General features: G+C 71.5%; 20 protein-coding genes. 5 read left to right on the top strand and 15 right to left on the bottom strand.

Annotated features, from left to right (window positions below; translation table 11 throughout):
- Positions 1-124: 124 nt before the first annotated feature.
- Positions 125-1036, top strand: coding sequence for a class I SAM-dependent methyltransferase (locus ACZ60E_RS07565; RefSeq protein ID WP_469438913.1), 912 nt, complete (start codon positions 125-127; stop codon positions 1034-1036).
- A gap of 115 nt (positions 1037-1151) precedes the next feature.
- Positions 1152-1853 carry an SDR family oxidoreductase gene (locus ACZ60E_RS07560; protein ID WP_384804811.1) on the top strand — a complete coding sequence of 234 codons (702 nt, stop codon included), beginning with the start codon at positions 1152-1154 and terminating at the stop codon, positions 1851-1853.
- Between the two features lie 194 nt (positions 1854-2047).
- Here the strand turns inward: ACZ60E_RS07560 and ACZ60E_RS07555 are convergent, their stop codons facing one another.
- The 6 genes from ACZ60E_RS07555 to ACZ60E_RS07530 form a co-directional block, all read right to left on the bottom strand.
- On the bottom strand, positions 2048-2836 hold the full coding sequence (locus ACZ60E_RS07555; protein ID WP_469439011.1) for an aldo/keto reductase: 789 nt from the start codon (positions 2834-2836) through the stop codon (positions 2048-2050).
- Between the two features lie 236 nt (positions 2837-3072).
- Positions 3073-3885 carry an ABC transporter ATP-binding protein gene (locus tag ACZ60E_RS07550; RefSeq protein WP_469438912.1) on the bottom strand — a complete coding sequence of 271 codons (813 nt, stop codon included), beginning with the start codon at positions 3883-3885 and terminating at the stop codon, positions 3073-3075.
- On the bottom strand, positions 3882-6908 hold the full coding sequence (locus tag ACZ60E_RS07545) for an ABC transporter permease subunit (RefSeq protein WP_469438911.1): 3027 nt from the start codon (positions 6906-6908) through the stop codon (positions 3882-3884). Before ACZ60E_RS07545 ends, ACZ60E_RS07550 begins: the two co-directional genes overlap by 4 nt.
- A gap of 10 nt (positions 6909-6918) precedes the next feature.
- On the bottom strand, positions 6919-8175 hold the full coding sequence (locus ACZ60E_RS07540) for an ABC transporter substrate-binding protein (protein ID WP_469438910.1): 1257 nt from the start codon (positions 8173-8175) through the stop codon (positions 6919-6921).
- Positions 8176-8363: 188 nt separating this feature from the next.
- The gene (locus ACZ60E_RS07535; RefSeq protein WP_384804803.1) at positions 8364-10190 is read right to left on the bottom strand and encodes an AMP-dependent synthetase/ligase; all 1827 of its coding nucleotides are present in this window, start codon (positions 10188-10190) and stop codon (positions 8364-8366) included.
- 624 nt (positions 10191-10814) lie between these two features.
- On the bottom strand, positions 10815-11681 hold the full coding sequence (locus tag ACZ60E_RS07530; RefSeq protein ID WP_469438909.1) for a LysR substrate-binding domain-containing protein: 867 nt from the start codon (positions 11679-11681) through the stop codon (positions 10815-10817).
- A gap of 169 nt (positions 11682-11850) precedes the next feature.
- Between ACZ60E_RS07530 and ACZ60E_RS07525 the strand changes: the two genes are divergently transcribed.
- On the top strand, positions 11851-12912 hold the full coding sequence (locus tag ACZ60E_RS07525; protein ID WP_469438908.1) for a bile acid:sodium symporter family protein: 1062 nt from the start codon (positions 11851-11853) through the stop codon (positions 12910-12912).
- Here ACZ60E_RS07525 and ACZ60E_RS07520 read toward each other — a convergent pair.
- The 9 genes from ACZ60E_RS07520 to ACZ60E_RS07480 all read right to left on the bottom strand — a co-directional run bounded on the left by ACZ60E_RS07520 (position 12851) and on the right by ACZ60E_RS07480 (position 24317).
- Positions 12851-14095, bottom strand: coding sequence for a DUF4185 domain-containing protein (locus ACZ60E_RS07520; RefSeq protein WP_469438907.1), 1245 nt, complete (start codon positions 14093-14095; stop codon positions 12851-12853). The two genes, ACZ60E_RS07525 and ACZ60E_RS07520, sit on opposite strands and share 62 nt — an antisense overlap.
- A 10-nt stretch (positions 14096-14105) precedes the next feature.
- A complete protein-coding gene (locus ACZ60E_RS07515; protein ID WP_469438906.1) occupies positions 14106-16043 on the bottom strand; it encodes an exo-alpha-sialidase in 1938 nt (645 codons plus the stop codon).
- A gap of 458 nt (positions 16044-16501) precedes the next feature.
- Positions 16502-17326 (bottom strand): collagen-like domain-containing protein, encoded by an 825-nt coding sequence (locus ACZ60E_RS07510; protein ID WP_469438905.1) that lies wholly within the window; start codon positions 17324-17326, stop codon positions 16502-16504.
- On the bottom strand, positions 17323-17595 hold the full coding sequence (locus ACZ60E_RS07505) for a hypothetical protein (RefSeq protein ID WP_384804791.1): 273 nt from the start codon (positions 17593-17595) through the stop codon (positions 17323-17325). The genes ACZ60E_RS07510 and ACZ60E_RS07505 overlap by 4 nt, the downstream gene beginning before the upstream one ends.
- 235 nt (positions 17596-17830) lie before the next feature.
- A complete protein-coding gene (gene fdhD, locus ACZ60E_RS07500; protein WP_384804789.1) occupies positions 17831-18694 on the bottom strand; it encodes a formate dehydrogenase accessory sulfurtransferase FdhD in 864 nt (287 codons plus the stop codon).
- Between the two features lie 7 nt (positions 18695-18701).
- Positions 18702-19562 carry a 2Fe-2S iron-sulfur cluster-binding protein gene (locus ACZ60E_RS07495; protein WP_469438904.1) on the bottom strand — a complete coding sequence of 287 codons (861 nt, stop codon included), beginning with the start codon at positions 19560-19562 and terminating at the stop codon, positions 18702-18704.
- Positions 19559-21382, bottom strand: coding sequence for an NAD(P)H-dependent oxidoreductase subunit E (locus ACZ60E_RS07490; RefSeq protein ID WP_384804785.1), 1824 nt, complete (start codon positions 21380-21382; stop codon positions 19559-19561). Before ACZ60E_RS07490 ends, ACZ60E_RS07495 begins: the two co-directional genes overlap by 4 nt.
- A 6-nt stretch (positions 21383-21388) precedes the next feature.
- Positions 21389-23314 (bottom strand): molybdopterin oxidoreductase family protein, encoded by a 1926-nt coding sequence (locus tag ACZ60E_RS07485; protein ID WP_469438903.1) that lies wholly within the window; start codon positions 23312-23314, stop codon positions 21389-21391.
- A 31-nt stretch (positions 23315-23345) separates the two neighbouring features.
- On the bottom strand, positions 23346-24317 hold the full coding sequence (locus ACZ60E_RS07480; protein ID WP_384804781.1) for a 2-dehydropantoate 2-reductase: 972 nt from the start codon (positions 24315-24317) through the stop codon (positions 23346-23348).
- 353 nt (positions 24318-24670) lie between these two features.
- Here ACZ60E_RS07480 and ACZ60E_RS07475 point away from each other — a divergent pair, with 353 nt between their 5' ends.
- Positions 24671-25993, top strand: coding sequence for an OFA family MFS transporter (locus ACZ60E_RS07475; protein WP_384804779.1), 1323 nt, complete (start codon positions 24671-24673; stop codon positions 25991-25993).
- Positions 25980-26141: an MFS transporter small subunit gene (locus tag ACZ60E_RS07470; protein ID WP_384804777.1), complete on the top strand. Its 162-nt coding sequence runs from the start codon at positions 25980-25982 to the stop codon at positions 26139-26141. The genes ACZ60E_RS07475 and ACZ60E_RS07470 overlap by 14 nt, the downstream gene beginning before the upstream one ends.
- Positions 26142-26293 lie beyond the last annotated feature (152 nt).

Below are 26293 nucleotides of genomic sequence, written 5' to 3'. Positions count from 1 at the left end.
ATTGCGCCGTTCCCCGCGCCCCTTGAGGGGGGTGCGGGGGACCGTTGCTGTTTCAGCAAGGTGAGTGGCTGTTTTCGCGAGTCCGGAGCAGGCTGGAGGTATCCCGAACGAAAGGCTCGCAGCCATGGCGCACGGTCACGAACAGCACGAAGGCAACGATCACGGTCATGGGCACGGCCATGGCCACAGCCACACCCACATCGACTTCGCCGAGATGCTTCCGATGCTGGAGCAGGAGGCCGAGCTGTTCAGTCCGCTGTACACGCAGGCGGCGAGCTGGCTGCGGGAGATGCGGCCGGATCCCGAGCTGATCGTGGACGCGGGCAGCGGTCCCGGTGTCATCTCCTGTCTGCTCGCCGACACGTTCCCCGCCGCCCGGGTCATCGCCGTGGACGGGGCCGAACCCCTCCTGGAACGGGCCCGTGAACGCGCCGCCGAGCGGGGGATCGCCGACCGCTTCGGCACTCTCCGGGCCGAGCTGGGCGACGGGCTCGGTGACCTGGAGTACCCGGCCGACCTCCTCTGGGCGAGCCGGTCCCTGCACCACGTCGGCGACCAGCGGGGTGCCCTCGCGGGCTTCGCCGACCGGCTCGCGCCGGGCGGCACGCTCGCGCTGCTGGAGGGCGGTCTGCCCTCGCGCTACCTCCCGCGCGACTTCGGCATCGGCCGCCCGGGACTGCAGGCCCGCACCGACGCGATCGAGCAGGAGTGGTTCGCCCGCATGCGGGCCGAGCTGCCCGGTGCAGTCGTCGAGGACGTCGAGGACTGGCCGGCCCTGCTCTCCGCGGTCGGCCTGCGCCACACCGGGACCCGTACCTTCCTGCTCGACATCCCCGCCCCCGCCTCCGACGAGGCCCGCGCGTTCGTCGCCACCTCCCTGCGTCACCGTCGCGACGGCCTCGCCGAGGGCCTCGACGCCGACGACCTGGCCACCCTCGACCGGCTCCTCGACCCCGAGGACAAGGCGAGCGTGCACCACCGGCCGGACGTGTTCGTCCTCACGGCGCTGACGGTGTACGTCGGGGTGAAGCCGTAGCCCTGACCCTCAACTAGGTCTAGTGCAGCCGGTGTTGACATCGAGTGCGCTCCAAGTGATGGACTCCGGGCACTTCGTCGGACACGGCTTGGTCGGACACGTCTTGGGGGATCACATGACTGGCTCACCGGTTGCACTCATCACCGGCGGCGGCAGCGGTATCGGGGCGGCGGTCGCCCGGCAGCTGCTCGACGCCGGACACCGGGTGACCGTGACGGGGCGCGGGGAGGAGCGGCTGCGCGGGTTCGCGGAACAACTCGGCAAGCCCGAGGGGCTGTTGACGTTCCAGGGTGACGCGGCCGACTACGGCCACGTGCAGGCTGCGGTCGCGGCGACGGTGGAGAAGTTCGGACGCCTCGACACCGTCGTCGCCAACGCCGGATACGCCACGCACGACACCGTCGCCGAGGGCGATCCGGCCGGCTGGCGGGACATGGTGCTGACCAATGTGCTCGGACCCGCGCTGCTCGTCCGGGCGTCGATCGAGCAGCTGAAGGAGACCCGCGGCCGGATCGTGCTCGTCGGCAGCGTGGCCGGGCACGTCCACACCCCCGGCAACATCTACGGGGCGACGAAGTGGGCCGTGACCGGCCTCGCCGAGAACACCCGCCGGCAGGTCACCGAGTACGGGGTGGGAGTGACGCTGATCTCCCCGGGGCGGGTGGAGACCCCGTTCTGGGACAGCTACGGCAGCCTGCCGCCCGGGCAGCTGCTCACCTCGGACCAGCTCGCGGAGTCGGTCGTCTGGGCGATCCGGCAGCCGGCCGGGGTCGACGTCAACACCGTGGTCGTACGGCCGATCGGGCAGCCGGTCTGATCGGGTCCGAGCGGATCCGATCCGGGCGGACACCTGTCGGACGCCCGGCGGAGACCGATGAAGCCGCCGCCCGAACGGGCGGCGGCTTCATGGTGCGGTCAATCGGCCATGCGGCCATGCGGCCATGCGGCCATGCGGCCATGCCGTCATGCCGTCATGCCGTCGTGCGGAGGCGCGGCCGTCCGGCTGCGCGCTCAGTCGTTGACGGTCGCCGGGTCGGAACCCAGACGGCGGCCCTCGTCGAGGGCGGTGATCGCGGCGATGTCCTCGTCGTCGAGAGTGAAGCCGAAGACGTCGATGTTCTCCTTGATCCGTGACGGGGTCACGGACTTGGGGATCACCACGTTGCCCAGCTGGAGGTGCCAGCGCAGGACGACCTGGGCGGGCGTGCGGTCGTGCTTGCGGGCGATTGCCACGATGGCCGGGACCTCCAGGAGGCCCTTGCCCTGGCCGAGCGGGGACCAGGCCTCGGTGGCGATGCCGTGCTCCGCGTGGAACTCGCGCAGGGCGGACTGCTGAAGGTGCGGGTGCAGCTCGACCTGGTTGAGGACCGGGACGACGGACGTCGCGTCGAGCAGCTTCTCCAGGTACTCCGGGTGGAAGTTGGAGACACCGATGGACTTGGCGCGGCCGTCCGCGTGCAGCTTCTCGAAGGCCTTGTACGTGTCGATGTACGTGCCCCGGTCCGGCATCGGCCAGTGGATGAGGTACAGGTCGACGTGGTCGAGACCGAGCTTCTCCAGGGACTCGTCGAAGGCGCGCAGCGTCGAGTCGTAGCCCTGTTCGGCGTTCCAGAGCTTTGTGGTGACGAAGAGGTCCTCGCGGGCGATGCCGGAGGAGGCGAGGCCCTTGCCGGTGCCCACTTCGTTGCCGTAGATCGCGGCGGTGTCGATGCTGCGGTACCCGGCCTCCAGCGCGGTGGAGACGGCTCGCTCGGCCTCGTCGTCCGGCACCTGCCAGACACCGAAGCCCAGCTGGGGCATCTCGACGCCGTTGTTCAGGGTGATCGGGGGGACCTTGCTCACGAGCTTTCGATCCTTACGTCGTCGGGTGGTACTCCATCGTGAACGATCACGGGCTGTCGTGCATTCCTGTCCCGTGCGTTCGCCGGTCGAAAGGGAGACCGTAAGGGAGATTGGCCGGAAAGTACCCGCTCTGCCGGGTCCGAACCATGTCCGCACCACGTCCGCACCACGTCCGAACGATGGACGGCCTGCGGTCAGGCCGGTGCGTCACCGGCTCCTGCGACGGCCGTCGTGCCCAGGTACGCCTCCCGCACCCGCCCGTCGGCACGGACCTCGGCGGGAGTGCCCTCGGCGAGCACCCGGCCCAGGTCGAGTACGACGATCCGGGTGGACACCTCCATGACGAAGGCGACGTCGTGCTCGACGAGGAGGACCGCGCAGCCCTCCTGTTCGGACAACCGGCGGATGACGGAGGCCAGTTGGCGGCTCTCCTCGGTCGTCGTCCCTGCGGCGGGTTCGTCGAGGAGCAGGACCCGGGGCCGGTCCGCGACGGCGCGGGCCAGTTCGACCATGCGGGCGCGGCCCACGGGGAGCGCGGCGGCACAGGTGTCGCCGAGGCCGTCGAGTCCGCAGGCGCGCAGGATCTCGGCGGCCCGGACCCGCCGCTCCTTCTCGTACGTACGCCGGGTGGGCGCCCCCAGCAGGTCGGCCGTGAGTCCGCCTCCGCCGCCGCGCCACTCCTGGGCCACGACGAGGTTGTCGGCCACCGTGAGCTGCCCGAACAACTGCTGGCGCTGGAACGTGCGGCGCATTCCGTGGCGGGCGCGCCACACGGGGGAGCGGCGGGTGACGTCCGTCCCGTCGAGGTGGACACGGCCCGCGTCGGGGCGGCGGATGCCGGACAGCACGTCGAAGAGGGTGGTCTTCCCGGCGCCGTTGGGGCCGATGAGCCCGCAGATCTCGCCGGAGCGCAGGGACAGACTCACCTCGTCCAGTGCCCGTACGCCGCCGAAGCGGACGGCGACGCGGTCGGCACGCAGGACCGGGCTCGTGCTCGTGCTCGTCATGGGCGGGCCGCTTTCTCGTGTGTCGCCGCCAGTCCCAGATACGCCTCGGTCAGGCGGTCCGCCTCCACGGCCGCGCGCGGACCGCACCACGTCACGCGCCCCTGCGCCAGGTACGCGACCGTGTCCGCGACCTTCAGCACCTCGGTGGCCTTCTCCTCCACGAGGAGCAGGGCCGTTCCGTGGTCGCGTAGCTCGGTGAGGAGACGGAAGACCTCCTCGACGACCCGGGGTGCGAGGCCGAGGGAGGGTTCGTCGGCGATCAGGACCTTCGGGGGACGCTGCAGGAGCGGGGCGAGGGCGAGCATCTGCTGCTCCCCTCCGGAGAGGGCACCGGCGGGGACGCCGCGCCGTCCGGCGAGCCCGGGGAAGCGCTCGTACACGGCGTCGCGTGCGTTCCGCCCGTCCCGGCCGCGCAGATACAGGCCGAGGTTCTCCTCGATGGTGAGAGCCGGGAAGATCCCCCGGCCCTCCGGCGCGAGCACGACTCCGGCTCGTGACCGGCGCACGGCACCGTCCCGGGTGGCGTCGCGTCCGGCCACGTACACCTGCCCGGCGAGCGGGCTCACCAGGCCCGCGGCGACACGGCACGTCGTCGACTTCCCGGCCCCGTTCGGGCCGAGCAGTACGAGAATCTCCCCGGCCCGCACGACGAGATCGACCCCGCGCAGCACGGCCGCCCCGCCGTAACCTGCACGGATGCCGCGCAGGCACAGGGCGGCCGGGAACGGCTGTCCGCCGGAACCGACCGACGGTCCCACCTCCCCGGCGACGACCGCTCCGGGCATGGCTCGCGCGGGCAGAGCCGCAGAGGCCATGGCGCCGGCGGTCATGGCGCTGGCCGAGCCCGCGTCGGTCGAGCCCGCGTCGGCCGGGGCCGCTCTGGTTTCGCCCGCGCCGCCCGGGTCGACGGGGCTGGTCGGGCCCGCCGTGGCCGGGACCGTGCCGGCCGCCACCGCGCCGGTCGCCGCCGCTGTGCTGGCCGCCGTCGTCCCCGCCGCCGTCGTGCCCGCCGTCGTCATGTCGGCCGGCACCCCGTCGCCCTCTGCCGTGCCGCCCGGCAGCGCGGTGGGCGGCCCAGGTTCCGGAGCCGCGGGCGGCGTACCCGCGCCCGACCCCGTCAGCCTGCGGCGGTGCAAGCGCGACGGGACCGCCGCGCAGTAGCCGTCCGGGTCGTTCGCCAGGGCCAGGCCTGCCAGGCCGAAGAGGATCACCGGGAGGTGTACGGACTCGGTGACGTAGTCCGAGAGGAGGTGCGGTACGAGGGCGTAGACCAGGCCGGCCACCACCGCGAACTGGGGGCGGCGCAGGCCCGCCGCCACGACCACCGCGAGCCAGATCAGGCCCGTCATCGCGGTGAAGTCGGTCGCGGTGACGCGGGTGTTGTACGAGGCGTACATGACGCCGCCGAAGCCCGCGAGGCCGGCGGACAGCGTGAACAGCACCAGCTTGGTGCGGACGACCGACACCCCGGACGCCATCGCCGCCGCGGGCGCCGAGCGCACCGCGAGCATCGCCCGGCCGGACGGTGAGTTCCGCAGCGCGCTCAGCGCGGTGACGACCGCCGCGACCAGCACGGTCAGCGCCACCCCGAGCGCCCGGTCGTCGCCCAGGTCCACCGGGCCGAGTACCGGCCGGGGAACCGCCCACCCCGTGTCGCCGTTGCGCAGCCGACCGATCTGGAACAGGACCTGGTCGGCGAGGAAGGCCAGCGCGAGGGTCGCCAGCGCGAGCGAGCGGCCACCGAGCCGCAGCGCGGGGAGGGCGACCAGGGCCCCGAGCACCGCCGCCGCACACGTGCCCACGGCCGCCGCCGCCACGAACGGCCAGCCATGGCTGAGCAGCAGCCCCGCCACCAGCGCCGCCCCCGTCACGAAGGTCGCCTGCGCCAGCGACACCATCGCGCCGAGCCCCGTCACCACCGTGAAGGACATGAAGACGAGGGACAGCGCCAGCCCCTGGGCCAGGAGGCCGCTCCAGAAGGGGGTCGTGACCGTGTAGAAGGAGGTCGCGAGGAGGACGGCGGCCACCGTCCACGGGCCCCACCGCCGCAGCCGGGACCGCCCCGTCAGATAGTCGACCGGCGGCGGGTCCACCGCCGCCGTGCCCGCCGTGCGCCTGCGCCGCGTCAGCAGCAGCAGTCCGGCGAAGAGGATCAGGAAGGGTACGGCGGTACGGAACCCGGTGATCGGCTCGGCGAAGTCCGCGTACCCGGCGACCAGGTTCTGCAGCACCCCGAGCCCGAGCCCGCCCACGAACGCCAGCGGTACCGAGACGAACCGGCCGAGCACCGCCGCCGTCGCCGAGACGAAGAGGAAGAGCGTGAAGTCGTGGGCCGAGAGGCCGAGGAGCGGGGTCGCCAGTACGCCCGCCAGGCCCGCGAGCCCCGACGACAGCATCCACGCGATCGACGACAGCCGGTCCGCGCTCAGCCCGCGCAGCTCCACCAGTGAACGGTTGTCGACGGCCGCCCTGAGCTGCAGCCCCAGCGGGGTGTGCCGCATCAGGACCCACAGGCCGAGGGCGGCCACGGCCGTCGCGGCCCAGATGATCAGCTGGTCGGAGTCGATGCCGACGCCGTCGACCGGCTGCCAGGACTTCGCGGGACTGGGCCCGACCCCCGGCAGCCCGAACTGGTTCTCGGCGGGCTTCACCGACGTGCCCGCGTCCGCCAGCAGCTCCACGATCCACAGCCCCAGCGCGGGCAGCGCCACCAGCAGCCCGATGGTGGCCACGATCTGAGCCGTCTCACCGACCCGCGCGAGCTTGCGGAACATCAGCCGGTCCAGGCCCCACCCCAGCGCGGGCGCCAGTACGCACACCAGCAGCACCGCCGTCGGCACGGCCGGCCGGCCGAAACCCGAGTGCAGTTCGTAGAAGGCGAGGGCGCAGAGGTAGGCGGTGGCGCCGTGCGCGAAGTTGAACAGGCCCGAGGCGGAGTAGGACAGCACGAGACCGGTCGCCAGGAGCGCGTACAGCGCGCCCGACACCAGTCCGCTCAGCACGAATCCGAGAAGGTCGGCCATGCCGCGTGCCCTACGTGAAGGGGATCGGCGGATAGCACGTGAAGGGCGCCGACACCACGTACTCGCCGCCCTTCAGCTGGACGAGTGCCCCGCACCCGAACGACTCCTTCTGGCCCTTCCGTTCGGCCCGGTCCCCGACGAGCGTGCCGGTGTCCGCGAACCCGTCCGCCGCCTTCTGGAAGGACGACACCGTCAGGTCCTTGCCAGCCTTCCCGGCGATGGCGAGGAACAGATCGGCCGACATGTAGCCGGTCATCATATGGATATTGAGCGGCACGTCCTTGCCCGCGGCCTTCCTGATGTCCTTCCCGAACCGCGTCATCGCCGCACTCCGCTGCTCGAACGGCTGGAACGACGTCAGGACATGCACCCCGTCGAGTGCCTTCCGCGTCGCACTCTTCGCGAGCAGTCCCGGGTCGTAGTCGGTCGGATCGGTGAGCACACCGCGGTACCCCGTCCGCTTGACCGCCGTGAACAGCCCGATGTTGTACGGGGTCTGCATCACGGAGACGATCGCGTCCGGCGCTTTGCCGCCGTCGCTGCGCAGGATCTCCTTCGTGTACGCCGACCAGTCGCTCGGGACGGAGGCCGCGGACACCGACGGCTTGGCGTACGTGACCGTGAACCCGGCCGACTCGAAACTCTGCCGGTAGGTGCGGATGCCGAACTTCCCGGCGTCGCTGTCATTCGCGAGGATCGCCACGCTCCGGCCCTTCGCGCCGCCCATCACCTGTTCGAGGCCCTCGGGCCAGGTCTGCGAGATGGTGCCGCCGGGCGTCGGCACCATGCAGCCGCCGAAGCCGTAGATGTACGACGGCCCGCAGAACGACGGCAGCGTGCCCCAGCCGAAGGTGGGGACGCGCTGCTTCTGCAGGAAGTCCGCGCCGGAGAAGGTCGTCGAGCTCATCGGCGCGATCGCGAACACCTTGTCCTGCTGGACGAGTTTGCGGGCCGCGGCGAGGTTCCTGGACGGGTCCTGGCCGTCGTCCTCGGCGCCGAGGTAGTCGATCTTCCGTCCGTGCAGGCCGCCTTCGGCGTTGGCGCGGTCGAAACGGGCCTTCGCGCCGAGGTCGGTGTCCTTCTTCGAGTAGCCGCTCGCCGTTGTCATCGAGACGATGCCGCCGACTTTGATTCGGGTGTCCGTGACCCCGCGTACGGAGTCGGCGTCCTTCGAAGTGCCACCGGTGGAAGCCGAGTTGCAGGCGGCGGTCAGCAGCAGGGCGGTGGCGGCCGTCGCGGCGGCGAATGCGCGGGTCTTTCGCGGCACGGTCGGTCTCCCCTTGGTCGGGTGACTCGGGTGACCGAAATGATCCGGCGGATCTGACGGATCGTCAATATGCGATGCGCTTGTATCTGACGAGGTGTCAGGTAACAGCTGATGGGCCGGGTGCGGGTCCGGTGGGGGCTGGTCGCGCAGTTCCCCGCGCCCCTTCGGGGCGCCCCCCCGCTGACGTGCTACGCGCGGTACAGCGCCTCCACCTCTGTCGCGTACGCGTTCTCGATCGCCTTGCGCTTCAGTTTCAGGGACGGGGTCAGCAGACCGTGTTCCTCGGTGAACTGGTGGGCCAGTATCCGGAACGTGCGGATCGACTCGGCCTGGGAGACCAGGGTGTTCGCGGCCACCACAGCCCGCCGCACCTCGGTCTCCAGGTCGGGGTCCCGCACCAGCTGGGCGGGGGTGAGCGGGGACTTGCCGCGCATCTGCAGCCAGTGGTCGACGGCCTCGCCGTCGAGCGTGACCAGCGCCGCGATGTACGGCCGGTCGTTGCCGACGACGATGCACTGCGCGACCAGCGGATGGTCGCGCACCCGCTCCTCCAGGACGCCCGGCGAGACGCTCTTGCCGCCGGAGGTCACCAGGATCTCCTTCTTGCGCCCGGTGATCGTGAGATAGCCGTCCTCGTCGAGCACGCCGATGTCACCGGTGGCCAGCCAGCCGTCGTGCAGGGCCGCGTCGGTGGCCTTCGGGTCGTTCAGGTAGCCCTGGAAGACGTTGTCGCCGTGCAGCCAGATCTCGCCGTCGTCCGCGATGTGCACGGTCGTGCCGGGGATGGGCTGGCCGACGGTCCCGTACCGGGTGCGCTCGGGCGGGTTGGCGGTCGCCGCGGCCGTGGACTCGGTGAGCCCGTACCCCTCGTAGATCTGCACGCCGGCGCCCGCGAAGAACAGGCCGAGGCGGCGGTCCATCGCCGAACCGCCGGACATCGCGTGCCGCACGCGTCCGCCCATCGCGTTACGGATCTTGGAGTAGACGAGTTTGTCGAAGAGCTGGTGCTGCATGCGCAGGGCCGCCGAGGGGCCGGGGCCGATGTCCCAGGCCTTCGCCTCGACCGCGTCCGCGTAACGCACCGCGACCTCGACCGCCTTCTCGAACGGGCCGCCCTTGCCCTCCTTCTCGGCCTTGCGGCGGGCCGCGTTGAAGACCTTCTCGAAGATGTACGGCACGGCCAGGAAGAACGTCGGCTGGAACGCTGCCAGATCCGGCAGCAGGGCCGCCGCGTTCAGCTGCGGCTGATGGCCGAACTTGACCTTCCCCCGGACCGCGGCGACCTGAACCATCCGCCCGAAGACGTGCGCGAGCGGCAGGAACAGCAGGGTCGCCGCCTCGTCGCCGCGCTTGGAATGGAAGAGCGGCTCCCAGCGTCCGATCGCCGTGTCCGTCTCGAACATGAAGTTGGCGTGCGACAGGACGCAGCCCTTGGGGCGGCCCGTGGTGCCGGACGTGTAGATGATCGTCGCCGTCGACTCCGGGGTGACCGCGCGGCGGTGCCGGTGCACCACCTCGTCGTCGATGTGGCCGCCGGCCTCGTACAGCTCCTGCACCGCGCCCGTGTCGAGCTGCCACAGTTTGTGCAGCGTCGGCAGGCGGTCGATGACCGTGGCGATCGTCATCGCGTGGTCCTCGTGCTCCACCATCGCCGCCGACACCTGGGCGTCGTGCAGCATCCAGAAGACCTGCTCGGCCGACGAGGTGGGGTAGATCGGGACGACCTGCGCGCCGATCGACCACAGCGCGTAGTCGAAGAGGGTCCACTCGTAGCGCGTACGGGACATGATCGCGACGCGGTCGCCGAAGCGGATGCCGTGGGCCAGCAGGCCCTTCGCGAGCGCGAGGACCTCGTCGCGGAACTCGGCGGACGTCACGTCCCGCCATCTGCCGCGCTCGTCCTTGCGGCCCAGCGCGATGTAGAGGGGGTCCTCCTGGGCATACTCGAACACGGCATCGGCCAGGCCGCCCACCGGCGGTGCCGACGCCAGGGGAGGGTTGGTGAACTCGCTCAATCCCCGCTCCTTGAAGGTGCTCCGCAGGCGGTGAAAGCTACCCCACGTGCCGCTGCCGCGGGAGGGGTGGCGGAGGGGGGTCGGGGGTGACGTACGCACAGGTCAACCCCTGAAATCCGGCCACAAGGGGGGAGGCCGGGACAGAATCCTTACTCTTCCGTAAGTTTCGGTTCCGTAATCTCCACGGAATCTGTACGGGGCGCTTACCGGGGTCCGGGCGCGCGCGACGCCCCACCGACCCCGCAGCTTCCCTCCGGGCACCCGTCACCCCTAGGGGCGCGAGGAACGGCGCGCCCGACCCCCACCGAACCCGCAGCTTCCGTCCGGGCGCCCGCCCCCCTAGGGGCGCGGGGAACTGCGCGACAAGCCCCCACCGGCCCGCAGGTGTGTCCGAAACCCTTACGGGGCCCGGCACGGGGGGCGGATTGGTCTGCGGGCCGGTGGGGGCGGGCCGCGCAGTTCCCCGCGCCCCTTGGGGTGGGGCCCGTCTCGATGTCGGGTGCGGGTTCGGTGGGGGCTGGCCGCGCCGTTCCTCGCGCCCCTGGGGGTGGGGTCTGCGCCGATGTCGGCTGCGGGTCGGTGGGGGTGGGCCGCGCCGTTCCTCGCGCCCCTGCGGGGCCCGTTTCAGCGGGCCCGGTGGAGGCGGTCCGGGGAGGTCAGGATCGAGGCGGCCAGCGCGTCAGCCGCTCCGCGGGACGCCGCGTGGCGTCTGCCGTGGAGCAGGACGAAGTCCACCTCGCCGAGTTCCGGGAGCCCCGCGCGGTCGGGGACGCGGACCAGGCCCGGCGGGATGAGGCCGCGCGTGTGGGCCATCACGCCGAGTCCCGCGCGGGCCGCCGCGATGAGGCCGTTCAGGCTGCCGCTCGTGCACGCGACGCGCCAGGACCGGCCCTGGCGCTCCAGCGCCTCCAGGGCCAGCGCCCGGCTGATGCCCGGCGGCGGGTACACGATCAGCGGGACCGGACGGTCGGGATCCAGCCGCAACCGCTCCCCGCCGATCCAGACCATGCGGTCGTGCCAGACCAGCTCGCCGCGCGGGTCCTCGGGGCGCCGCTTGGCCAGCACCAGGTCGAGCCGCCCGTTGGCCAGCTGCTCGTGCAGGGTGCCCGAGAGTTCCACGGTCAGCTCCAGGTCGACCTCGGGGTGGTCGTGGCGGAACGCTTCCAGGATCTCGGTCAGCCGGGTCAGGACGAAGTCCTCCGAGGCGCCGAACCGCAGCCGCCCGCGCAGCCGCGTGCCGCCGAAGAACGCCGCCGCCTGCTCGTGCGCCTCCAGGATCCGGCGTGCGAACCCGAGCATGGCCTCGCCGTCCTCCGTCAGTTCCACGGAGTGGGTGTCCCGGGTGAACAGCTGCCGTCCGGCGGTGCTCTCCAGGCGGCGCACATGCTGGCTGACCGTGGACTGGCGCAGCCCGAGCCGCCGGGCCGCCTGCGTGAAGCTCAGCGTTTGGGCCACGGCGAGGAAGGTACGCAGCTGCGAGGGGTCGTACACGGGCCCGAGGCTACCGCGTCATCGCGTTTCGTGATGACAGTCAGAGCGGTGTACCGGATTCCCGATCAAGGGTCGGAGGAGGACGATGGAGAGGGCTCGCCCCGTCCGGAGAACGACGACCGGGGCCGGCGAGCCCAGTGACACCAGTCCCCAGCACCATCGGAGCACCGTGAAACGCCTGAAGTGGCCGTCCTGGCTGCCGATAGACCCGTACATCCTGCTACTGCTCGGGACGGTGGGCCTCGCCGCCCTGCTGCCCGCCCGGGGGACCGGTGCCGAGGTCGCCTCCGGTGCCTCCACCGCGGCGATCGCCTTCCTCTTCTTCCTCTACGGCGCGCGTCTGTCCACCCGCGAGGCGATGGACGGCGTACGGCACTGGCGGTTGCACCTGACGGTCCTGGCCTGCACGTTCCTTCTGTTCCCGCTGCTCGGGCTGGCCGCCCGCGGTCTTGAACCGGTGTTTCTGAGCCATGACCTCTACACCGGCCTGCTCTTCCTGACCCTCGTCCCCTCGACGGTCCAGTCGTCCATCGCCTTCACCTCCATGGCGCGCGGCAACGTGCCCGCCGCCATCTGCGCGGGCTCCTTCTCCTCCCTCGTGGGCATCGTGCTCACCCCGCTGCTCGCCGCGGCGCTCCTCGGCGGCACGGGAGGCGGGTTCTCCGCGGACTCGCTCCTGAAGATCGTGCTGCAGTTGCTCGTGCCCTTCCTGGCGGGGCAGCTCCTGCGCCGCTGGATCGGCGGGTTCGTCGCACGCCACAAGAAGATCCTCGGTTATGTGGACCGCGGCTCGATCCTGCTGGTCGTCTACACCGCCTTCAGCGAGGGCATGGTCCAGGGCATCTGGCACCAGGTCAGCCCGCTGCGGCTCGGCGGCCTGCTCGCGGTCGAGGTGGTCCTGCTCGCGGTGATGCTGGCGGCGACCTGGTACGGGTCCAAGGCCCTCGGGTTCGGCCGGGGCGACCGTATCGCCATCCAGTTCGCCGGGTCGAAGAAGTCGCTGGCGTCCGGACTGCCCATGGCGAGCGTGCTGTTCGGCGCCCACGCCTCGCTGGCTGTGCTGCCGCTGATGCTCTTCCACCAGATGCAGCTCATGGTCTGCGCGGTCATCGCCAAGCGCCGCTCCCGCGACCCGGAGGCCGAGCCGGAACCGCAGTCGGAGCGGCCCCTCAGCCCGGACCCAGCCGCAGCGTCACGAATCTCGGTCGGTACAGGGACACGTTCCGGCTGAGGTTGGCCTGTGCCGCCGCCCCGCCGTTCGCGTCCAGCCAGTTGACGTCGTAGCTCAGCACGAGCCTGCCCCCGCCGATCGCCGGATGGACCTGCGGGTTGTACGCGGCCACGCCCGCCCCCCGCTCCGGCAGCGGCGGGCTGAAGCCCCCACCGGGCCCGTGCCAGGGCCCGGTGGGGGAGCACGCCCAGTACGAGGTGACGGTCGTCAGTCCCTCGGTGCCCGCCGCCATCGTGAACAGGACGTACGTCCCCCCGTCGCGGGTCACCGTGAACGCGCTGCCCACGCCCTTGTCCGCGCCGCGCCCGCCGCCTCCCAGTACGGGCTTCATGTGTGAGGGGATGGTCCAGCGCTCGCCGTCCCAGTACCGCCACGCGTCCGGGTCCGCGAGCCGTCCCCGGGGCACGCGTGCGACGTACGCGTGCGACACGGGCCGGGCGGCGGCCCGCGCGTCGTCGCCGCCGAACACGTACGTCCAGTCCTCGTCGTGGGTCAGCGCGGTCGTGCCGAACAGCACCCGCCGCGCCGGATCACCGACCTGCCGCTGGTCAAGGACCTGGGTGATGCCTTCGAGCCGCAGACCGGGCAGCGACAGCGTGGCCACCTCGGTGGCGGTCGGCACCCCGTAGATCCACGGGTACGAGCCGTTCGTGCGGGTCCACAGCACGACCCGTACGACCTGCTCGGACGAGCCGGGGGAGCGGGGTTCGACGCGGGCCGCCACCGGCCAGCGCCACTGGCCGGGCGCCGGGTCGGCGAACAAGGGGGCGGGCAGGGTGTGTTGCAGGCGCCCGTCCTTCATGACCACGGCCGAGTTGCGCACCAGCGGCGCGGTCGTGTCCCGCCAGGCGTAGGACTCGCCCGCCGGGTTCGGCGGACGGTACACCTGGCCGAGGTAGGTGTCCGAGAACAGCCAGAGCACCCGCCCGTCCGGCAGCCGCACCGAGTGCGTACCGTCGCCGCCGGTCCAGTCGTCGGCCCGCGAGGCGTCGTCCCCGTACCGCGCGAACTCCTCCGTGACACCGGTGTCCGCGGCCCACGAGGTGACCGTACGGGCGCGGCAGGCGGCCTCCCCACTGTCGTCCTCGGGGAGTGCGGTGAGCAGCACCGCCCCGAGGACCAGGGCCAGGAGTACCCCCAGCCCGGTCCCCGTGCGCTGTCGTGCTCGTGTGTCGTCGGGCACCCACGGGACGTTAGTGGCTGGCTGCCACGCGGTCCATGGGCAGCCACAGGACCGGGTTCCCGGTCACCGCCGTGTCCCCGGTGCGTACGCCGGCCAGTTCGTCGTCGCTCAGGGCGCGGTCGTAGACCCGGACGTCGTCGATCGCGCCGGTCAAGTGGGCGCGGCTGTCCAGCTTCTGGCCGACGTGCACCCCGAACGGCGAGTTCCGGCTCACCGATCCCGGTACGTCCGCCGTCGTCGCTGCCACGGTCCCGTCGATGAACAGCGTCAGCTGTCCCGCGCCCCGGCGCAGCGCCAGATGGTGCCACTGACCGTCGTTGTACGCGCCGGTGGTGCGCACGGACGCGGAGCGGGGGGCGCTCGCGCCGTCCCGGGCCGTGATCAGGGCCTGGACCCGGTTGTTCGCGGGCTCGCCGCGCAGCCACACCTGCGGTTGCGTGGTGCCGACCCCGCCCATCCACAGGAACGGCTGCTCACCCGTGGTGGCCGTGTAGCGGAACCACAGCGACGCCGTGAAGTCCTTGTTCCCGAGCGGCAGTCGGGTCCGGTAGGGCAGGCGTACGGCGTCGTCGGTGCCGTCGAAGGCGAGGGCGCCGCCGAACACCCCGTCCGTCCCCGTCGCACCGCCGAGGACCGCCGCGCCGGGTGCGCGCGGCGCCAGGTCGGGGGTGGTCGGGTCGGGGCCGCGGCGCGGGGCCAGCCAGTCCTCGGTGAACCGTGCGAAGCGGATCTCGTCGCGCGCGTCCACGGCGCCGCCCTCGTACAGCAGGCCCGCCGTGTCGGCGCCGATGCCGACCAGGTCGGAGTAGCCGGACCAGTCCGTCGTGACGACCGTGCCGCGGTCGACGCTGTCCCAGGTGCGGCCGCTGTCGTAGGAGGAGCGGATCATCATCGTGCGGCGGCGGTCCGGGTCGCCGGGGCAGGCGAGCAGGATGCGGTCGCCCATGCGCAGCGTGGAGCCCTGGACCTGGGGTGTGTAGAGGTCGGGCAGGGCCTTGAAGTGCGAGGTGAAGCTGGAGCCGCCGTCGGTGCTGAACGCCTGGGTGCGGTGGCCGAGATCGGTGCCGTCCTGCTCGCGCCCGCTGACCAGGACCGTGCCGTCGGCGCGCTCGGTGACGGTCATCTCGGAGGGCTTCTGCCGGAACGTGCCGTCGGCCGCGATCGGCCACGAGTCCGTGGCGCCGATCCGCCAGTGGTCGCCGCCGTCGTCGCTGACGATGAGCGCCGCGTGGTTGGCGGTGACACGACTGCCGTCCCACGTCTCGGTGTTGACGGCGAAGACGAGCCGTCCCACGTGCTTGCCACGGGTCAGCTGGATGCCGTGCACCGGCCCGGTCGCGTACCAGGAGTTCCAGTGCGCGGGCAGGATCTCGTCGCTGAGGTCGCGGGGCTCGGACCAGGTCAGCCCGTCGTCGTCGCTGTGCTGCAGGTGCGGGGTGCGGTCGCACGGGACGGCGCAGTTGCCGCCGTCGGTACGGCCCGTGTTGTACGTCTCGGCCAGCACGACCCGGCCGGTCCTCCCGTCCACCATCGGGGCGGGGTTGCCGTGTGTGTCGCCCGCGCCCTCGTTGACGATCTGCAGCGGGCCCCAGGTGCGGCCGCCGTCGGTGGAGCGCTTGAGCACGATGTCTATGTCACCGGCGTCGCTGCAGTCGTTGACCCGGCCCTCGGCGAACGCCAGCAGGGTGCCCTTCGTCGTCCTGACGACGGCCGGGATCCGGAAGCAGGCGTATCCGGGATCCTGGGAGGCCTTGAAGAGCACCTGCTGCTCGAACGCGGCGGCCTTGCCTGCCGCGGCGGGTTCGGCGGCGGTCCCGGCGTGTCCGGTGCCCGGCAGCCCGAGCAGCGCGGTGAGGGTGAGGACCGCCGTCAGGGCGCCTGTGACGGCGGTCCTCCACGGTCTGGCCGTACGGGGGGTTCGGGGGCGTGCGCGAAGACTTGACGGCATGGTGCGACCTGCCCTTCATGCGTCTGATGCGTCTCGTGCGACTCGTGCGACTCGTGGCTCTCTTGCGACTCATGGGTCTCATGGGCCTCATGCACCGGGACATCTGGACATCCGAACATCTGGACATCCCACGTCCTGACTGCGCGCCACAGACGCTACTGGGCTCCCAGGCACCTCACAAGAAGCGCGCACGGCCGTGGCACGAGAACTTGCCGCACACCGGCGTCGGCCCGCGGGCGGTCACCGCCCGTCGGCAAGTCCTCGTGTCCGTCTAGGACCTGTCCGGTCGATCACGGCGAAGACGCGGGGTGTGGTGCGCACATCTGCGGCGTTGTCGTCGGTTGCCGACGCTCCGCGTCGACGCCCTCCTCCGCCTTGCAGCTGCACGCACCACACCCCGCTCACCGGCGCCCACAAGGCACCGCAGCTTCCCTTCGCCGTGATCGACCGGACAGGTCCTAGTCGCTGACTGTCCGTCGCCTGCGCCGGAACAGCGGCGGTGGCACCGGCAGGATTCCCGACGGGTCGACGGGCGGGGCCTGGGCCGCGGCCTTGCGGCAGACCAGCGCGTCGGGGTCGTTCGCGGACGGCTGGAAGCTGTAGCCGTCCGGGCAGCCGGGACCGGGGTCGCCCTTCTCCCCTTTCTCGCCCTTCTCGCCCTTCTCTCCCCGGGGCCCGGAGTCCCCTCTGGTGCCCTGATAGCCCTGGGCGCCGTCGGGGCCGGGCGGCCCCGCCGGTCCTCCGGCCCCGTCGGCGCCGTTGTTCCCGTTCGTGCCGTCGGTACCGTCCGCACCGTCGGCCCCCGGGGAGCCGGGCTCGCCCGGCTGCCCCGAGGGTCCCGGCGAACCGGACGGCCCCGGCGGCCCGGGTTCGCCGCGCGATCCGCTTGCTCCGCGCTCCCCGCCCGGCCCCGGCTTCCCGCCGGCCCCGGCCTCCCCGCCCGCCCCGGTCGCGCCGCGCTCGCCCTTGGCGCCCGGCCGGCCGTGGGCCGCGGTGGGCACCCGCACCCGGTCGAGGAGGTCGTCCACCGCGTCGGAGGGGTCGGGGGCCGCGGGAGTGCCGCCGCCCGCCTCGACCTGGGCGCGCAGCGCGCGTACGTCCTGCGCCAGCGTCGACACGGCGTCACCGCGCCGGTCCGCCTCGGCGCGCAGTTCGTCGGCCCTGCGGTCACCGGCGTCGATCCGCGCCCACAGGATCACCGCGACGCCACTGAGCGCGATCAGCACACAGACGAGGAACATGCTGCGCCAGCGCACGGCGAGCACCCGTTGGAACCTGGTCACGGAGCCCCTCCGAGTCGGTCGATGTCGAGGCGGAGGCGAGCGATCTCCGACTGGTCGGCGACATGCATCGTCGCCAACTCGTCGATGCGCGTGTCGCGTTCGGCGATCTGCCGTTCCAACCGGTCGCGCTCGGACTGCAGCTTCTCGGTCAGGCTCGAAAATCCGTTCAGGGCGTTCTCGCCCCGCTTTCCCATATATGCCACGAGGGCCGCGCCCAGCACGCCCACGCAGGCAAGTAACGAACCGAACAGGGTCGTGCCGGCATCCAAGTAACCGCCTCCTACCCGGACGACGGGCCGTATGGCGGCCCGTTCGAGGTCGTCAGGAAAACGAGACGGGGGCCACCGGGGTACGCGCCCGCCGCGCGGGTACCTCCGGATGGGTGCTGATGGAGCGTCAGATCGGCGCGTACCACCGCTCTGTGGGTGTGAGGCGGGGCCCCTCCGGCGCAGGGGGCGCTCCCCGCCGGATCGGGGCCCCGCCGCCGTGCAGCGGGGAGACCGGTCAGCCCTGGGCGGCCGCGGCCTGCAGAGCGATGCGGTGCTCGCCCGCGTACACGTTCATGGAGGTGCCCCGCAGGAAACCGACGAGGGTCAGATTGGACTCGGCGGCCAGGTCGACCGCGAGCGAGGACGGCGCCGAGACCGCGGCGAGCACCGGGATGCCCGCCATCACCGCCTTCTGGGCCAGCTCGAAGGAGGCACGCCCCGAGACCAGCAGGACCGTGCGGGAGAGCGGCAGCGAGCCGTTCTGGAGGGCGCGGCCGACCAGTTTGTCGACCGCGTTGTGCCGGCCCACGTCCTCCCGGATGTCGACCAGCTCGCCGTCCTCGGTGAACAGGGCCGCCGCGTGCAGACCCCCGGTCCGGTCGAACACGCGCTGCGCCGCGCGCAGCCGGTCGGGGAGGCTCGCGAGCAGTTCGGGCCCGAGCCGTACCGGGGGAGTCGTGTCGCCGTGCGTGTCGTCGATCGTCCAGCGGGCCGTCGTACGGACCGCGTCCAGGCTGGCCTTGCCGCACAGCCCGCAGGACGACGTCGTGTACACGTTGCGTTCGAGCGTGATGTCGGGGATGACGACGCCGGGCGCCGTCCGTACGTCGACGATGTTGTAGGTGTTCGAGCCGTCCACGGTGGCGCCGGCGCAGTAGACGATGTTCTGCAGTTCGTCCGCCGCGCCCAGCACCCCCTCGCTGACCAGGAAGCCCGCCGCGAGCGCGAAGTCGTCGCCCGGGGTGCGCATCGTGATCGCGAGGGGTTTTCCGTTGAGGCGGATCTCCAGTGGTTCCTCGGCGACGAGCGTGTCCGGACGGGCGGAGACCACCCCGTCGCGGATGCGGATCACCTTGCGTCGTTCCGTGACTCGTCCCATGTCCTGATCAGTCCCGGTTCTGTACGTGCTGGTAGCCGAAGCGGCCCTTGATGCAGAGGTTGCCGTGGGTCACCGGGTTGTCGTGCGGCGAGGTGACCTTGACGATCTCATTGTCCTGTACGTGCAGGGTGAGGTTGCAGCCCACTCCGCAGTAGGCGCACACCGTGGTCGTCTCGGTCTGCGCCGACTCGTCCCACGTACCCGCCGCACGCATGTCGAACTCCGATGTGAACGAAAGCGCACCCGTCGGGCACACCTCGATGCAGTTGCCGCAGTACACGCAGGCCGAATCGGTGAGGGGTCCGTCGTGCTCCACGGCGATCCGGGCGTCGAAACCGCGGCCGACGACCGAGATGGCGAAGCTGTTCTGCCACTGGTCCCCGCAGGCGTCCACGCACTTGTAGCAGAGGATGCACTTGTCGTAGTCGCGGACGTAGAGGTCGTTGTCGATCCTCGGCTCCTCGTCGAGGCGGGCCGCGCCGGGGCCGAACCGGTCGGGCTTGGCCTCGTACTCCTTGAGCCAGCCGGCGACCTCCGGTGTGGTCGACAGGTCCACGGAGGACGCGAGCAGCTCCAGGACGATCTTGCGGCTGTGTCTGGCGCGCTCGGTGTCCGTGCGCACCTGCATGCCCGCCTCCGCCTTGCGGGAACAGGCCGGGACGAGGGTGCGGGCGCCCTCGACCTCGACGACGCAGACCCGGCAGGCGTTCTTGGGGGTGAGGGTGTCGCCCTGGCACAGGGTCGGCACGTCCTTGCCCGCCGACCGGCAGGCGTCGAGGATCGTCGAGCCCTCCGGCGCCCGCACGGGCTCGCCGTCGATCCGGAACTCCAGCAGACGGCGGGGGATCCCCAGCGATGTCACGGTCATTCGTACGCCCCCAGGCGGTCGATGGCGGATTCCACGGCGTTCCACGCGGTCTGTCCCAGACCGCAGATCGAGGCGTCCTTCATGGCCCGGCCCACCTCCCGCAGCAGCGTGATGTCGGCCGCCGCGTCGGCTCCGGTCCGCTCGACGATGCGGTGCAGGGCCTCCTCCTGGCGCACGGTCCCGACCCGGCACGGCACGCACTGCCCGCACGACTCGTCGCGGAAGAACTCGGCGATCCGCAGCAGCAGCCGCGGCAGCGGCACGGTGTCGTCGAAGGCCAGCACCACCCCGGAGCCGAGCGTCGTGCCGGCCGCCCGCGTGCCCTCGAAGGTGAGCGGGATGTCCAGCTCGTCGGGCCGTACGAAGCCACCGGCCGCGCCGCCCAGCAGCACCGCGCGCAGCCTCTCGCGCACACCCGCGAGCTCCAGCAGCTCGCCGAGCGTCGCGCCGAACGGCAGCTCGTAGATACCGGGCCGGTCCACGCTGCCGGACACGCAGAACAGCTTCGGTCCGGTGGACGTGCCGGTGCCGATCGCCGCGTACGCCGGGGCGCCCATGGTGAGGATCGGCAGGACGTTGACCAGGGTCTCGACGTTGTTCTCGGCGGTCGGCTTGCCGAACAGGCCCTTCTCCACGGGGAAGGGCGGCTTCGACCGCGGCTCACCCCTGTACCCCTCGATGGAGTTGAAGAGGGCGGTCTCCTCACCGCAGATGTACGCGCCCGCGCCGCGCCGGATCTCGATGTCGAAGGCGTACCCCTGGCCGAGGATGTCGTCCCCGAGCAGGCCGCGCGTGCGGGCCTGTCCGACGGCGTGCTCCATGCGGCGCAGGGCCCGCGGGTACTCGCCGCGGAGATAGAGGTAGCCCTTGTGCGCGCCGACCGCGTACGCCGCGATCGTCATCGCCTCCACGAGGGAGTACGGGTCGCCCTCCATGACCACACGGTCCTTGAAGGTGCCCGGCTCGGATTCGTCCGCGTTGCAGACGAGGTAGTGCGGGTGGTCGGGCTGCGACGCCGTGGCCTGCCATTTGCGGCCGGTGGGGAAGGCGGCGCCGCCGCGCCCGACCAGGCCCGCGTCGGTGACCTCGCGGATGACCCCGGCGGGGCCGATCGCGAAGGCCTGCCGCAGGGCCGTGTAACCGCCGTGCGCCCGGTAGTCGTCGAGCGACGCCGGATCGACCACGCCGACCCGGTTCAGGAGCATCAGCGAGGGGTCCCCGGCCTGCGGGACCGCCAGCGCGGCGGCCGGTTCCTCGGGCGCCGAGTCGGGTGCGCTCGCCGCGAGCACGGCCCGCTCGACGGTCGCGGGCGCCGACACGGCCGTACGCACCGGGTCCCCGGCCTTGACCGCGAGCGCGGCCGGGGCCCGTTCGCACAGGCCGAGGCAGGGGCTGCGCTCGACGCTCACCCCGCTGCCGAGACCGAGCCGGGCCTCGACGCCCGCGCACAGTTCCGATGCCCCGGCCGCCGCGCACGCGAGGTCCGTGCACACGTGCAGGACCGTCGCGGGGCGCGGCTTCACCGAGAACATCGCGTAGAAGGTGGCGACCCCGTAGGCCTCCGCCGGCGGCACGGTGAGCCGCCGGCACAGGTAGTCGAGGGCGCCCTCGCTGATCCAGCCGATCCGGTCGTGGACGGCGTGCAGCCCCGGCAACAGCAGGTCACGGCGTTCCCGGGCCTCTCGCCCGCCGCGTGCCCACCTCAGGTCGGCGTCGGACCGGTCGGCGCCCTCCCACGAAGACTCCGGAGGGCCGAGCAGCGTGTCGATCGCCGCCCGTTCCTCGTCCGTCGGTTTGCTGTCACCGAAGTGCAGGTCCACTTGACATCACCTCACTTGAGTAGCGACCGGCAGTTTTTCGATCCGGATCGCCGACGCCTTGAACTCCGCCGTCCCCGCGATCGGGCAATTGGCCTCGATCGTCAGCTGGTTGGTGTCCACCTCGTCGGGAAAGTGCATGGTCATGAACGCGAGCCCGGGCCGCAGCGCGGTGTCGACCCACACCGGGGCCACCACCGCACCGCGCCGCGAGGAGACCTGGACGTGCTCGCCGACCACCACGCCGTAGCGCTCCGCGTCCTCCGGGCACAGCTCGACGAACTCCCCCCGCCGCATCGGCGAGGCGAAACCACCGCTCTGCACCCCGGTGTTGTACGAGTCGAGCCGCCGCCCGGTGGTCAGCCGGATGGGGAACCGCTCGTCCGTCAGGTCGACGGGCGGATCGTGCTGGACGATCCCGAAGGGCGCGAGGCGTCCCCGCGCCGCCGGGTCGGACTCCCACAACCTGCCGTGCAGATAGGTCGGTTCGATCCGGTCCGTCTGCGGGCACGGCCACTGGATGCCCTGATGCTCCTCCAGCCGCTCGTACGTCATCCCGTAGTGGTCCGGGGACACCGAGCGCAGCTCGTCCCACACCGCCTCGGAGTCCTCGTACTTCCACTCGTGTCCCATGCGGGAGGCGAGGTCGCAGAGGATGTCGATGTCCTCGCGGGCCTCGCCGGGCGGGACGACCGCCCGCCGCACCCGCTGGACCCGCCGCTCACTGTTGGTGGTCGTGCCCTCGGTCTCCGCCCAGCCGGCCGTCGCGGGCAGGATCACGTCCGCCAGCTCGGCCGTCTTCGTCAGGAAGATGTCCTGGACGACGAGGAAGTCCAGGGCCTTCATACGGCGTACCGCCTGCTCGCTGTCGGCCTCCGACTGCGCCGGGTTCTCCCCGATGCAGTAGACGGCCCTGAGCGAGCCCTCCTCCATGGCCTCGAACATCTCCGTCAGGTTCATCCCGTAGTGCGGCTGGATGACGGTGTCCCACGCCGACTCGAACTTCAGCCGGGTGTCCGGATCGAGGATGTCCTGGAAGCCGGGCAGCCGGTTCGGGATGGCGCCCATGTCACCGCCGCCCTGCACGTTGTTCTGTCCGCGCAGGGGCTGCAACCCGGAACCGAAGCGGCCCACGTGCCCGGTCAGGAGCGACAGATTGATGAGCGCCCGGACGTTGTCCGTGCCGTTGTGGTGCTCGGTGATGCCGAGCGTCCAGCACAGCTGGGCGCGCTCGGCGCGGGCGTAGGCGTGCGCCAACTCCCGTATCGCGGCGGCCGGTACGCCCGTCACCTTCTCCGCGAGCGACAGCGTCCACGGCTCGACGAGCTGCTTGTACTCCTCGAAACCGGTGGTCGCCCGCGCGATGAACGCGTCGTTCGCGAGACCCGCCCGGATGATCTCGCGGCCGATCGCGTGGGCCATCGGGATGTCCGTGCCCACGTTCAGCCCGAGCCAGCTCTCGGCCCACTCCGCCGTGGAGGTGCGGCGCGGGTCGACCGCGTACATCCGGGCGCCGTTCCTGATGCCCTTCAGGACGTGCTGGAAGAAGATCGGGTGTGCGAAACGGGCGTTGGAGCCCCACATCACGACCAGGTCGGTGTGCTCCACCTCCGCGTACGAGGAGGTGCCGCCGCCCGAGCCGAAGGCCGCCGACAGGCCCGCCACACTGGGTGCGTGGCAGGTGCGGTTGCAGGAGTCGACGTTGTTGGTGCCCATGACCACGCGGGCGAACTTCTGCGCCACGTAGTTCATCTCGTTGGTCGCGCGGGCGCAGGAGAACATGCCGAACGCGTCGCGCGCCGCGCCCAGGCCCCGGGCGGCCCGGTCCAGGGCCTCGTCCCAACTCGCCCTGCGGAAGGGCTCGTCACGGGAGTCACGGACCATGGGGTACTGAAGTCGGGTGTAGACCTTGGGAGTTCGGTCTCGCTTCCTCATACGGCGGTCCTCAGGTTCTGCATGGGGCTCCTCATGCGGCGGTCCTCAGTGCGAGCAGGTCCGAGATGGCGTGGACGGTGCGGAGTGTGGGCACCGGGACGTCGGTGATCTCCGCCAGTTCGACGACGGCGGCGAGCAGCACGTCGAGTTCGAGCGGTTTGCCGCGCTCCAGGTCCTGGAGCGTCGAGGTGCGGTGGTCGCCGACCCGTTCCGCGCCGGCGAGGCGCCGCTCGATGGAGACACCCACCCGGCAGCCCAGTGCCTCGGCGACCGCGAGCGTCTCGGTCATCATGATCTCGATGACCCGGCGGGTGCCGCCGTGCAGGCACATCTGCCGCATGGTGGCCCGGGCCAGGGCGCTGATGGGGTTGAAGGAGATGTTGCCGAGCAGCTTGAGCCAGATGTCGTTGCGCAGGTCCGGTTCCACCGGGCACTTGAGCCCGCCGGCCACCATGGCCTCGCCGAACTCGCTGCAGCGCACCGAGACCGTACGGTCGGGTTCGCCGATGGAGAACCGGGTGCCTTCGAGATGGCGGACCACTCCGGGGCCCGCCAGTTCGGTGGCCGCGTAGACGACACAGCCGATGGCCCGGGAGGGCGCGATCACCGCACTGACCGCGCCGCCGGGGTCCACGCTCTCGACCCGGTGGCCGTCGTGCGGGCCGCCGTGCCGGTGGAAGTACCACCAGGGAATGCCGTTCTGCGCGGCGATCACCGCGGTCGAGTCGTGGAGCAGGGGCTCGATGAGCGGCCCGCACGCCGCGTACGAGTTGGCCTTCAGGCCCAGGAGGACGAAGTCGACCGGGCCTACCTCGGCCGGGTCGTCGGTGGCGTGGGCCCGGGCGGTGAAGTCACCGCGCGGGCTGAGCACGCGCACACCGTGCTGCCTCATGGCCGCGAGATGCGGTCCACGGGCGATGAGGTGCACATCGGCACCCGCGCGATGCAGCGCGGCTCCGACGTAGGCGCCGATCGCACCGGCGCCGAGAACTGCCACTTTCACTTGAGGGGCTCCGTTCGGTCGAGGGTACCGAGGAGACGCTGAACAGCGTTGAAGCGTGATGAACCATGTCGACTGAATATTGTCTACAGTATGGGAGTTGGGGCAGCAAGGGTTCGCGCAGCACCTGGGACGAGGCGTCCGCGGGCGCCCCCGCGGGTTGGAGCCGGCTCAAGGGCTCGCTGAGGGTTGCCTGCCGAACACCCTTGGTAGAGAGACGGAGTTCGGCCGGAAACACCGTTCGTCGGCCGAAACCGACCGTTCACCGCAGCCCGCATACCGTTCACCGCATACGGTCGACCAGTTGGGGCGGACCGCCTTCCCAACTGAACAACCGCTTCCTATCGTCCGGGATCATGAGTCCCCCTGTAGCCCCACCGGGCTGGAGCCGCTGGCTGGTCCCGCCCGCGGCCCTGTCGGTCCACCTCTCCATCGGACAGGCCTACGCCTGGTCCGTGTTCAAACCCTCCCTGGAGTCCGCGCTCGACCTCAGCGGCACCCAGAGCGCCCTGCCCTTCCAGCTCGGCATCGTGATGCTCGGCCTGTCCGCCGCGTTCGGCGGCACGCTCGTGGAGCGCAACGGGCCGCGCTGGGCGATGACGGTCGCCCTGATCTGCTTCTCCTCGGGCTTCCTGATATCCGCCCTCGGCGCCGCCACCGAGCAGTACTGGCTGATCGTGTTCGGTTACGGCTTCGTCGGCGGCATCGGCCTCGGCATCGGCTACATATCGCCCGTCTCCACGCTCATCAAGTGGTTCCCGGACCGGCCCGGCATGGCCACCGGCATCGCCATCATGGGCTTCGGCGGCGGCGCGCTGATCGCCTCGCCGTGGTCCGCGCAGATGCTGGAGTCCTTCGGCTCCGACAGCTCGGGCATCGCGCTCGCCTTCCTCGTGCACGGACTGACGTACGCCGTCTTCATGTCGCTCGGTGTGCTGCTCGTGCGCGTGCCGCGCCCCGCGAAGACCGCGGCCGACGGCACCCCGGCCCCGCTGGAGGGCGTCCAGGTCTCCGCGAACAGTGCCGTGCGCACCCCGCAGTTCTGGCTGCTGTGGATCGTGCTCTGCATGAACGTGACCGCGGGCATCGGCATCCTGGAGAAGGCCGCGCCGATGATCACGGACTTCTTCGCGGACACCTCGACCCCCGTCTCGGTGTCGGCGGCGGCCGGTTTCGTCGCGCTGCTCTCGGCGGCGAACATGGCGGGCCGCATCGGCTGGTCGTCCACGTCCGACCTGATCGGGCGCAAGAACATCTACCGCGTCTACCTGGGCGTCGGCGCGCTGATGTACGCGCTCATCGCCTGGGTCGGGGACTCCTCGAAGCCCGTCTTCATCATCGCCGCGCTGGTGATCCTCTCCTTCTACGGAGGCGGCTTCGCGACCGTCCCCGCCTATCTGAAGGACCTCTTCGGGACCTACCAGGTCGGCGCCATCCACGGGCGGCTGCTCACCGCCTGGTCCACGGCCGGGGTCCTCGGACCGCTGATCGTCAACTGGATCGCGGACCGGCAGGAGGAGGCCGGCAAATCCGGAGCGTCCCTCTACGGACTGTCACTGGTCATCATGATCGGGCTGCTCGCGGTCGGCTTCGTCGCCAACGAACTCGTCCGGCCCGTCGACGCCCGCCATCACCTCCCCGCCCAGAAGAAGAAGGAGGCCGCCGATGTCCACGAGTGACAGCAGCCCGCCGGGCGGTGCCGCGGCGGACGGCCCGGTGCCCGACCGCCGCCCGCTGATCGTCTTCGCCTGGGTCTGGGTGGGAGCGCCGCTGGCCTATGGTCTGTACGAGCTCGTACAGAAAGCGACCCAGTTGTTCACGGGATAAGTGTCCGTACGCGATCATGGGCGGGCCGCCGGGCGTGATCATGGGATAGGTACCCGAACGTCCGCTGGAGGGGTGTTCGGGCGTCCGAGGGTCTGACGGAAGCCGACAAGGGTGACGCGGCAATCCTGTGACTTTACGTGCCCGCGTACCCG

Source organism: Streptomyces sp. NPDC102514, from assembly GCF_055584525.1.
Note: the sequence above shows the minus strand (reverse complement) of the source record. Positions and strands in the feature narration are given on the sequence as shown.

Coding starts and splice junctions, on each gene's coding strand:
- ACZ60E_RS07565 (WP_469438913.1), top strand. CDS start 125: ATGGCGCACGGTCACGAACAGCACGAAGGCAACGATCACGGTCATGGG.
- ACZ60E_RS07560 (WP_384804811.1), top strand. CDS start 1,152: ATGACTGGCTCACCGGTTGCACTCATCACCGGCGGCGGCAGCGGTATC.
- ACZ60E_RS07555 (WP_469439011.1), bottom strand. CDS start 2,836: ATGCCCCAGCTGGGCTTCGGTGTCTGGCAGGTGCCGGACGACGAGGCC.
- ACZ60E_RS07550 (WP_469438912.1), bottom strand. CDS start 3,885: ATGACGAGCACGAGCACGAGCCCGGTCCTGCGTGCCGACCGCGTCGCC.
- ACZ60E_RS07545 (WP_469438911.1), bottom strand. CDS start 6,908: ATGGCCGACCTTCTCGGATTCGTGCTGAGCGGACTGGTGTCGGGCGCG.
- ACZ60E_RS07515 (WP_469438906.1), bottom strand. CDS start 16,043: ATGCCGTCAAGTCTTCGCGCACGCCCCCGAACCCCCCGTACGGCCAGA.
- fdhD (WP_384804789.1), bottom strand. CDS start 18,694: ATGGGACGAGTCACGGAACGACGCAAGGTGATCCGCATCCGCGACGGG.
- ACZ60E_RS07495 (WP_469438904.1), bottom strand. CDS start 19,562: ATGACCGTGACATCGCTGGGGATCCCCCGCCGTCTGCTGGAGTTCCGG.
- ACZ60E_RS07485 (WP_469438903.1), bottom strand. CDS start 23,314: ATGAGGAAGCGAGACCGAACTCCCAAGGTCTACACCCGACTTCAGTAC.
- ACZ60E_RS07475 (WP_384804779.1), top strand. CDS start 24,671: ATGAGTCCCCCTGTAGCCCCACCGGGCTGGAGCCGCTGGCTGGTCCCG.
- ACZ60E_RS07470 (WP_384804777.1), top strand. CDS start 25,980: ATGTCCACGAGTGACAGCAGCCCGCCGGGCGGTGCCGCGGCGGACGGC.